The following is an 8,550-nucleotide window of genomic DNA, read 5'->3' as shown; positions in this document are numbered from 1 at the left end:
CGGCCAGCTGGCCGCCAGCACCGCGCGCAGGCGGCGGATCGGCCAGGCAACGGCCGCGAGCGCGCCCAGCAGGTAGCCGGCATAGTTGGCCGAGGCGAGCAGGCTGCCCTGCGCCAGAGACAGGCCGGCCTCCTGCGCCATCTGGGGCCAGACCGGCGTGAAGGCAAAGCGGCCGATGCCCATGGCGGCGGCCAGGGCCAGGGCGGCGGGCCAGGCCAGGCGGGCCGCGCCGGCGGACGGGACAGATGCGGAAACGGAGGCGGGAGGCGTAGACATGCCGCCTAATCTACGTCTGTACTAATATCTTTAATAGTGAATTATTCAGAACTCTAGTTCTTGAAATGAGAAATATCGACCTCGACGCACTGCAGATTTTCAAGGCCGTGGCCGACCATGGCGGGGTGGCGCGCGCCGCGGCCCACCTGCACCGCGTGCAGTCCAACGTTTCCACCCGCCTCAAGCAGCTGGAGGCGTCGCTGGAAGCGCCGCTGTTCCGCCGCCAGAACCGCCGGCTGGTGCTGTCCGACCAGGGCCGCGTGCTGCTGGGCTACGCGGACCGCCTGCTGCGCTTGTCGCAGGAAGCGCAGGCGGCGGTGCGCAGCGGCGCGCCCCAGGGCGTGCTGCGCATCGGCACCATGGAAAGCACGGCGGCGGCGCGGCTGCCGCCCATTCTCGCCGGCTACCACGCGGACTGGCCGCAGGTGCGCATCGAACTGGTCACGGGCACGTCGGGCGCGCTGGCGGCCAAGGTGCGCAATTTCGAGATCGAGGCCGCGTTCGTGGCCCAGCCCTATCCGGGCCAGGGGCTGCAGGCGCAGGACGCTTTCCAGGAAGAACTGGCCCTGATCTCGCCGCTGGCCTGGCCCGGGCCGAGCGGCCCGCAAGACCTCGCGGAGCGCACCGTCATCGCCTTCGCGGCGGGCTGTTCGTACCGGCGCATCCTGGAATCCTGGCTCAGCCAGGCCGGCGTGGCCCCGGCCAAGGTCATGGAGTTCGCCTCGTACCACGCCATCGTGGCCTGTGTGGCGGCGGGCTCCGGCGTGGCCGTGGTGCCGCGCTCGGTGCTGGCGGTGCTGGGCGCGCAGCGGAGCGTGCGGGCCACGCCGCTGGCGAGGCCGCATGGCAGCGCCCTCACCCAGCTCGTCTGGCGGCCCGGGGACGAAACCCCCGCCCTGCAGGCCCTGCGGCGCCAGATCGGGGAACTCAGAAGCGGTAGCCCACGCCCAGGGTCGCCACCCACGGATTGATGCGGGCCGTGCCGATGCGCTGGCCGTCGAGCTTCACCGTGGACGAGATGTCGATGTAGCGGATGTCGGCGTTCATGAACCAGCGGTCGTTGATCTTGATGTCGGCGCCCAGTTGCGCGGCCACGCCCCACGAGTCCTTGAGCTTGAGGTCCGAGCCCGACAGCGCGCCCTTGGTCTGGGTGTCGAAGAAGTGGGTGTAATTGATGCCCACGCCGATGTACGGCTGGATCATGCTGTCGGGCAGGATGTGCCATTGCAGGCTGAGCGTGGGCGGCAGGTGCTTGGTGGTGCCGATCTTGCCCAGGCCGCTGCCGCGGATGTCGTGCTCGAAGGGCCAGGCGCCCAGCAGTTCGATGCCGATGTTGCGCGTGGCCATGTAGGTCAGCGTGAAGCTGGGGCGCACGTTGTTGTTCACGTCGAGCTTGACGCCGCCGTCGAGTACGCTGCCGTTGTTGGAGTCGGGGCGCACCTGCGTCACGCCCACCTTGAGCAGCACGTCGCCCGCCTCGTGGGCGTGCGCGGGGGCGGCAAAGGCGGCGGCGGTCAGTCCTGCGATGGCGGCGGCGCGCAGGCGCCCGTTCAAGAAGAACATTTTTTTCTCCGATCTTTCCGTGGATACGAGCCTGTAGATTCGCAGAGCGGAGGACCGCGCCGATTGATGCGTATCAAAACGTGAAAAGACCACATTCCAATTGTGGCTATAGGGCAACAGCGGGCGCGCAAAAACAAAACCGGCCTCCCTTGGGAGGCCGGTCCGGCGCTTGCGGCGGGCGCGTTCAGCGCGGAAGGTCGGAGCTGCCCATCAGGTAGGCGTCGACCGCGCGGGCGCATTGGCGGCCTTCGCGGATGGCCCACACCACCAGGGACTGGCCGCGGCGCATGTCGCCGGCGGCGAACACCTTTTCCACGCTGGTGCGGTAGTCGTCGGTATTGGCGCGCACGTTGCCGCGCGCGTCGCGCTCCACGCCGAAGGCGTCCAGCACGGTCTGCACCGGCGAGACGAAGCCCATGGCCAGCAGCACCAGGTCGGCCTTGATTTCGAATTCAGAGCCTTCGACCTCGCGCATCTTCATCTGGCCGGTGGCTTCGTCCTTGAACCATTCCACACGGGCGGCCACCAGTTTCTCGACCTTGCCGTTGCTGCCCTTGAGCTGCTTGGTGGTCACCGACCAGTCGCGTTCGCAGCCTTCCTCGTGCGAGGACGAGGTGCGCAGCTTCAGCGGCCAGTAGGGCCAGGTCATGGACTTGTTTTCCGACTCGGGCGGCTGGGGCATCAGTTCGAACTGCGTCACCGAGGCCGCGCCATGGCGGTTGCTGGTGCCCACGCAGTCCGAGCCCGTGTCGCCGCCGCCGATCACCACCACGTGCTTGCCCTTGGCCAGCGTCTGGTTGACGAGGCGGTCGCCCGCCACGGCCTTGTTCTGCTGGCGCAGGAAGTCCATGGCGAAGTACACGCCCGACAGCTCGCGGCCCGGCACCGGCAGGTCGCGCGGGGTTTCCGAGCCGCCGGTCATGACCACGGCGTCGAATTCCTCCATCAGCGATTCCGGCGTGCGCACCGTCAGGCCGTCGGCGGCCGCGTCGGTCGGCTTGCCCACGTAGGTCGAGGGGGCGAACTCCACGCCTTCGGCTTCCATCTGGGAAATGCGGCGGTCGATCTGGTGCTTTTCGAGCTTGAAGTCGGGAATGCCGTAGCGCAGCAGGCCGCCGATGCGGTCGCTTTTCTCGAAGAGCGTCACCGCGTGGCCCGCGCGGGCCAACTGCTGGGCGCAGGCCAGGCCGGCGGGCCCGGAGCCCACCACGGCAACCTTCTTGCCGGTCTTGCGCGCCGGCACCTGCGGCACCACCCAGCCTTCTTCCCAGCCCTTGTCGATGATGGCGTGCTCGATGGACTTGATGCCCACGGCGTCGCTGTTGATGTTCAAGGTACAGGCGGCCTCGCATGGCGCCGGGCAGATGCGGCCGGTGAACTCCGGGAAATTGTTGGTGGAGTGCAGCACGTCGAGCGCGCGCTTCCAGTCCTGGCGGTAGACCAGGTCATTCCAGTCGGGGATGATGTTGTTGACCGGGCAGCCGTTGTTGCAGAACGGGATGCCGCAGTCCATGCAGCGCGCCGCTTGCTGCCGGGCTTGCTCGTCGGTCAGGTGCAGCACGAATTCGCGCCAGTTCTTCACCCGCTTCTGCGGGGCCTCGCTGGCCTCCTGCAGACGCTGGTACTCCATAAAGCCGGTAATCTTTCCCATGGTATCCCTCACGCAGCCAGTTGTTGCGGGTTGGCTGCACGCCACATTTCACCCAATGCGCGGCGGTAGTCCGTCGGCATGACTTTCACGAATTTGCCGCGCGAGGCTTCCCAGTCGCCCAGGATCTCGCGGGCGCGGAAGCTGCCGGTGTAGCGGAAGTGGTCTTCCACCAGGCGGCGCAGGATGGCTTCGTCCGTTTCGCGCTCGCCGCCGCGCTGCGCGCTGTGCCAGATGTCCATCTGGTTCTGGGCCAGCTGCTCGGCGTGCGAGACGACGGGCTCGAGTTCCACCATGGCGAGGTTGGCGCGCTGCTTGAGCGTGCGGTCCGGATCCCAGACGTAGGCCACGCCGCCGGACATGCCGGCCGCGAAGTTGCGGCCCGTGGCGCCCAGCACGACGACGGTGCCGCCGGTCATGTATTCGCAGCCGTGGTCGCCCGTGCCTTCCACCACCGTGGCCGCGCCCGAGTTGCGCACGGCGAAGCGTTCGCCGGCCACGCCGTTGAAGAAGGCTTCGCCGGCCAGCGCGCCGTAGAGCACGGTGTTGCCCACGATGATGTGGTCGGGGCCGAAGCCGCGGAAGTCGTTGGGCGAGCGCACGATGATGCGGCCGCCCGACAGGCCCTTGCCCACGTAGTCGTTGCCTTCGCCCACCAGGTCCAGCGTGATGCCGTGCGCCAGGAATGCGCCGAAGCTCTGGCCGGCGGTGCCGTTGCACTGGATGTGGATGGTGTCGTCGGGCAGCCCCTCGTGGCCGTAGCGCGCCGCCACGGCGCCCGACAGCATGGCGCCGATGGTGCGGTTGCGGTTGCGCACCGGGGTGATGAACGAGACTTTCTCGCCGCGCTCCAGCGCGGGCTTGCTGCGCTCGATGAGCTGGTGGTCCAGCGCATTGGCCAGGCCGTGGTCCTGTTCTTCGGTCTGGCGCACGGGCGTGTCGGCCTGCACCTGGTGGAACACGCGGGAGAAGTCCAGGCCGCGGGCCTTCCAGTGTTCCACGCCGGCGCGCATGTCGAGCAGGTCGGCGCGGCCGATCAGGTCGTCGAACTTGCGGATGCCGAGCTGGGCCATGATTTCGCGGACTTCTTCGGCAATGAAGAAGAAGAAGTTCACCACGTGCTCGGGCTTGCCCTGGAATTTCTTGCGCAGTTCGGGGTCTTGCGTGGCCACGCCCACCGGGCAGGTGTTCAGGTGGCACTTGCGCATCATGATGCAGCCTTCGACGACCAGCGGCGCGGTGGCGAAGCCGAATTCGTCGGCGCCCAGCAGCGCGCCGATGACCACGTCGCGGCCCGTCTTCATCTGGCCATCGGCCTGCACGCGGATGCGGCTGCGCAGGCGGTTGAGCACCAGCGTCTGCTGCGTTTCGGCCAGGCCCAGCTCCCAGGGCGTGCCCACGTGCTTGATGGACGACACCGGCGAGGCGCCCGTGCCGCCGTCATGGCCGGCGATCACGACGTGGTCGGCCTTGGCCTTGGCCACGCCGGCCGCCACCGTGCCCACGCCCACTTCGGACACCAGCTTCACCGAGATCGACGCCTTGGGGTTGACGTTCTTCAGGTCGTGGATGAGCTGCGCCAGGTCTTCGATGGAATAGATGTCGTGGTGCGGCGGGGGCGAGATCAGGCCCACGCCGGGCACCGAGTAGCGCAGCTTGGCGATGTATTCCGACACCTTGTGGCCGGGAAGCTGGCCGCCTTCGCCGGGCTTGGCGCCCTGCGCCATCTTGATCTGGATCTGGTCGGCCGAGGCCAGGTATTCGGCGGTGACGCCGAAGCGGCCCGAGGCCACCTGCTTGATCTTGGAGCGCAGCGAGTCGCCCTTCTTGAGGGCCACGTCGGCTTCGATGCGCTCGGCGCCCAGCACCGAGGCCAGCGTGTCGCCGTCCTTGATGCCGCTCTTGCCGTTGCGCATCTCGGCGCGGTAGCGCAGCTCGTCTTCGCCGCCCTCGCCCGTGTTCGACTTGCCGCCGATGCGGTTCATGGCCACGGCCAGCACCGAGTGCGCCTCGGTGGAGATCGAACCCAGCGACATGGCGCCCGTGGCGAAGCGCTTGACGATTTCCTTGGCCGGCTCCACGTCGTCCAGCGGAATGGCGCGCGAGGGATCGAAGCGGAACTCGAACAGGCCGCGCAGCGTCATGTGGCGGCGGCTCTGGTCGTTGATGATCTGCGCGTATTCCTTGTAGGTGCGGTAATTGTTCGAGCGCGAGGCGTGCTGCAGCTTGGCCACCGAATCCGGCGTCCACATGTGCTCTTCGCCGCGGATGCGGAAGGCGTATTCGCCGCCCGCGTCCAGGTCGTTGGCCAATACCGGATCGTTGCCGAAGGCCGCGCGGTGCAGGCGCAGGGCTTCCTCGGCCACCTCGAAGATGCCGATGCCTTCGATGGTGGAGGCGGTGCCGGTGAAGTACTTGTCCACCAGCGCGCTCTGCAGGCCCACGGCCTCGAAGATCTGGGCGCCGGTGTACGACATGTACGTGGAGATGCCCATCTTGGACATCACCTTGTTCAGGCCCTTGCCGATCGCCTTGATGTAGTTCTTGACGGCCTTTTCGGGGTCGCTCATCTTGCCCAGCGATTCCAGCGCCAGGTAGGGGTGGATGGCTTCGGCGCCGTAGCCGCCCAGCAGGGCGAAGTGGTGGACTTCGCGGGCCGAGCCGGTTTCCACCACCAGGCCGGTGCTGGTGCGCAGGCCGGCGCGGATCAGGTGCTGGTGCACGGCCGAGGTGGCCAGCAGCGCGGGAATGGCTACGCGCTCGCTGTCGACCAGGCGGTCGGACACGATGAGGATGTTGTAGCCGCTTTGCACCGCGTCCACGGCGCGCGCGCACAGCGCGGCCACGCGGGCCTCGATGCCTTCCGGACCCCAGGCGGCCGGATAGGTGATGTCCAGCTCGTAGCTGCGGAACTTCTTGCCTGTCACCTGTTCGATGTCGCGGATCTGCGCCATGGCGGCGAAATCCAGCACCGGCTGCGAGACTTCCAGGCGCAGCGGCGGGTTCACGTTATTGATGTCCAGCAGGTTGGGCTTGGGGCCGATGAACGACACCAGCGACATCACGAGCTGTTCGCGGATGGGGTCGATGGGCGGGTTCGTGACCTGGGCGAAAAGCTGGCGGAAGTAGTTGTAGAACGGCTTGGAGCGGTTCGACAGCACGGCCAGCGGGGCGTCGTTGCCCATGGAGCCGATCACTTCCTCGCCGTTGGCGGCCATGGGCTCCAGGATGAACTTGTAGTCTTCCTGGGTCCAGCCGAAGGCCTGCTGGCGGTCGAGCAGCGGCACGGACGACTGCGTGGGCACGCCGGCCTGGCGCGGCGCGGGCAGCGATTCCAGCTTGATCTGCAGGCGCTCGATCCACTGGCGGTAGGGGCGGCTGTTGGCCAGCTGCATCTTGATCTCGGCGTCGTCGATGATGCGGCCCTGTTCCAGGTCGATGAGAAACATCTTGCCGGGCTGCAGGCGCCACTTCTTGACGATGCGGTTTTCGGGGATGGACAGCGTGCCGGCCTCGGAGGCCAGGATGACCATGTCGTCGTCGGTGACCAGGTAGCGGGCGGGGCGCAGGCCGTTGCGGTCCAGCGTGGCGCCGATCTGGCGGCCGTCGGTGAAGGCCACGGCGGCCGGACCGTCCCAGGGCTCCATCATGGCGGCGTGGTACTCGTAGAACGCGCGGCGGCTCTCGTCCATCTGCGTGTGCTGCTCCCACGCCTCCGGGATCATCATCATCATCGCGTGGGCGAGCGAGTAGCCGGAGTTCACCAGCAGTTCGAGGCAGTTATCGAACGTGGCCGTATCGGACTGGCCTTCGTAAACGATGGGATAGAGCTTTTTCAGGTCGTCGCCCAGCACGGCCGACTGCATCATGCCTTCGCGGGCGCGCAGCCAGTTGAAGTTGCCCTTGACCGTGTTGATCTCGCCGTTGTGGGCGATCATGCGGTAGGGGTGAGCCAGCGGCCAGGCCGGGAAGGTGTTGGTCGAGAAGCGCTGGTGCACCAGCGCCAGGGCCGACACCGTGCGCGGATCGGCCAGGTCGCGGTAGTAGCGGCCGACCTGGTCGGCCAGCAGCAGGCCCTTGTAGACCACGGTGCGCACGAGGCCGAGGGCACGAAGTATTCCTTGCCGTGGGCCAGGCGCATGTTCTGGATGGCGTGGCTGGCGGTCTTGCGGATGACGTACAGCTTGCGCTCCAGCGCGTCGGGCACCATGACGTCGGCGCCGCGGCCGATGAAGAGCTGGCGGATCACGGGCTCGCAGTCGCGCACGGCGGGCGACATGGGCATGTCCACGTCCACCGGCACGTCGCGCCAGCCCAGCACGACCTGGCCTTCGGCGCGCACCGAGCGCTCGAGCTCCTGCTCACAGGCCAGGCGCGAGGCGGTTTCCTTGGGCAGGAACACCATGGCCACGCCGTACTCGCCCGGGGGCGGCAGCACGATGCCGCGCTGGCCCATTTCCTCGCGGTACAGCGTGTCGGGAATCTGGATCAGGATGCCGGCGCCGTCGCCCATGAGCTTGTCGGCGCCCACCGCGCCGCGGTGGTCCAGGTTTTCGAGGATCTTCAGGCCCTGCTGGATGATGGCGTGGCTTTTCTTGCCCTTGATGTGGGCGACGAAGCCGACGCCGCAGGCGTCGTGCTCATTGGCCGGGCTGTACAGCCCCTGGGCGGCGGGCAAGCCGATGCGGCTCGCATCGATGGGAACCGCCTTGAGGGGGCGACAGGAATCGTTCGGGGTAATTTGGGACATGGCGCGCTCCGCAGTGGGCCTGCGTCGTTATGTTGCAGTGCAGGGTGGGACAATAACCCTGCGGGAGGTAGGGCGCAACAGAAATAAAAAGGGAGCGACCCTATTTATATGTTTGCACCGTTTCTGTGCAATAAATAGGGTACGCATCAAGAGGCGCGCCAGACAAGGGTTACAGGGGTATGGTCAAAAAATGCGCACTATATTGGGGCGCGGAATGGCTGTTTTTCTTATATTATGTCCCCAATAATTTGTGGGTTTGTCGCAATCTGGAGCAGCCCGCGCCGGGCGGCGGGAGCGCCCGGCGCGCCGCGGG

The 8,550-nt window shown here is 67.2% G+C and carries 4 protein-coding genes and 1 pseudogene; 1 reads left to right on the top strand and 4 read right to left on the bottom strand.

The features are described from left to right. Positions 1-276 (bottom strand): YbfB/YjiJ family MFS transporter (locus AD428_RS11635; RefSeq protein ID WP_152968059.1); only part of this gene is annotated, 276 nt, incomplete at its 3' end. Positions 277-341: 65 nt separating this feature from the next. Between AD428_RS11635 and AD428_RS11630 the strand changes: the two genes are divergently transcribed. Beyond that, entirely contained in the window at positions 342-1,247 is a 906-nt protein-coding gene (locus tag AD428_RS11630) for a LysR family transcriptional regulator (RefSeq protein ID WP_053245269.1), read from the top strand. On the opposite strand, the gene AD428_RS11625 is transcribed toward AD428_RS11630, so the two are convergent. The 3 genes and pseudogenes from AD428_RS11625 to AD428_RS11615 form a co-directional block, all read right to left on the bottom strand. Further along, on the bottom strand, positions 1,204-1,839 hold the full coding sequence (locus AD428_RS11625) for an OmpW/AlkL family protein (RefSeq protein ID WP_053245268.1): 636 nt from the start codon (positions 1,837-1,839) through the stop codon (positions 1,204-1,206). The two genes, AD428_RS11630 and AD428_RS11625, sit on opposite strands and share 44 nt — an antisense overlap. 184 nt (positions 1,840-2,023) lie before the next feature. Beyond that, positions 2,024-3,490, bottom strand: a complete 1,467-nt coding sequence (locus tag AD428_RS11620) for a glutamate synthase subunit beta (protein WP_053245267.1) — start codon at positions 3,488-3,490, stop codon at positions 2,024-2,026. Between the two features lie 8 nt (positions 3,491-3,498). Continuing rightward, positions 3,499-8,237: pseudogene (locus tag AD428_RS11615) on the bottom strand (glutamate synthase-related protein). Positions 8,238-8,550: the final 313 nt, after the last annotated feature.

The organism is Achromobacter sp. DMS1 (assembly GCF_001270295.1).
This window is presented reverse-complemented; position numbering and strand designations above follow the sequence as displayed.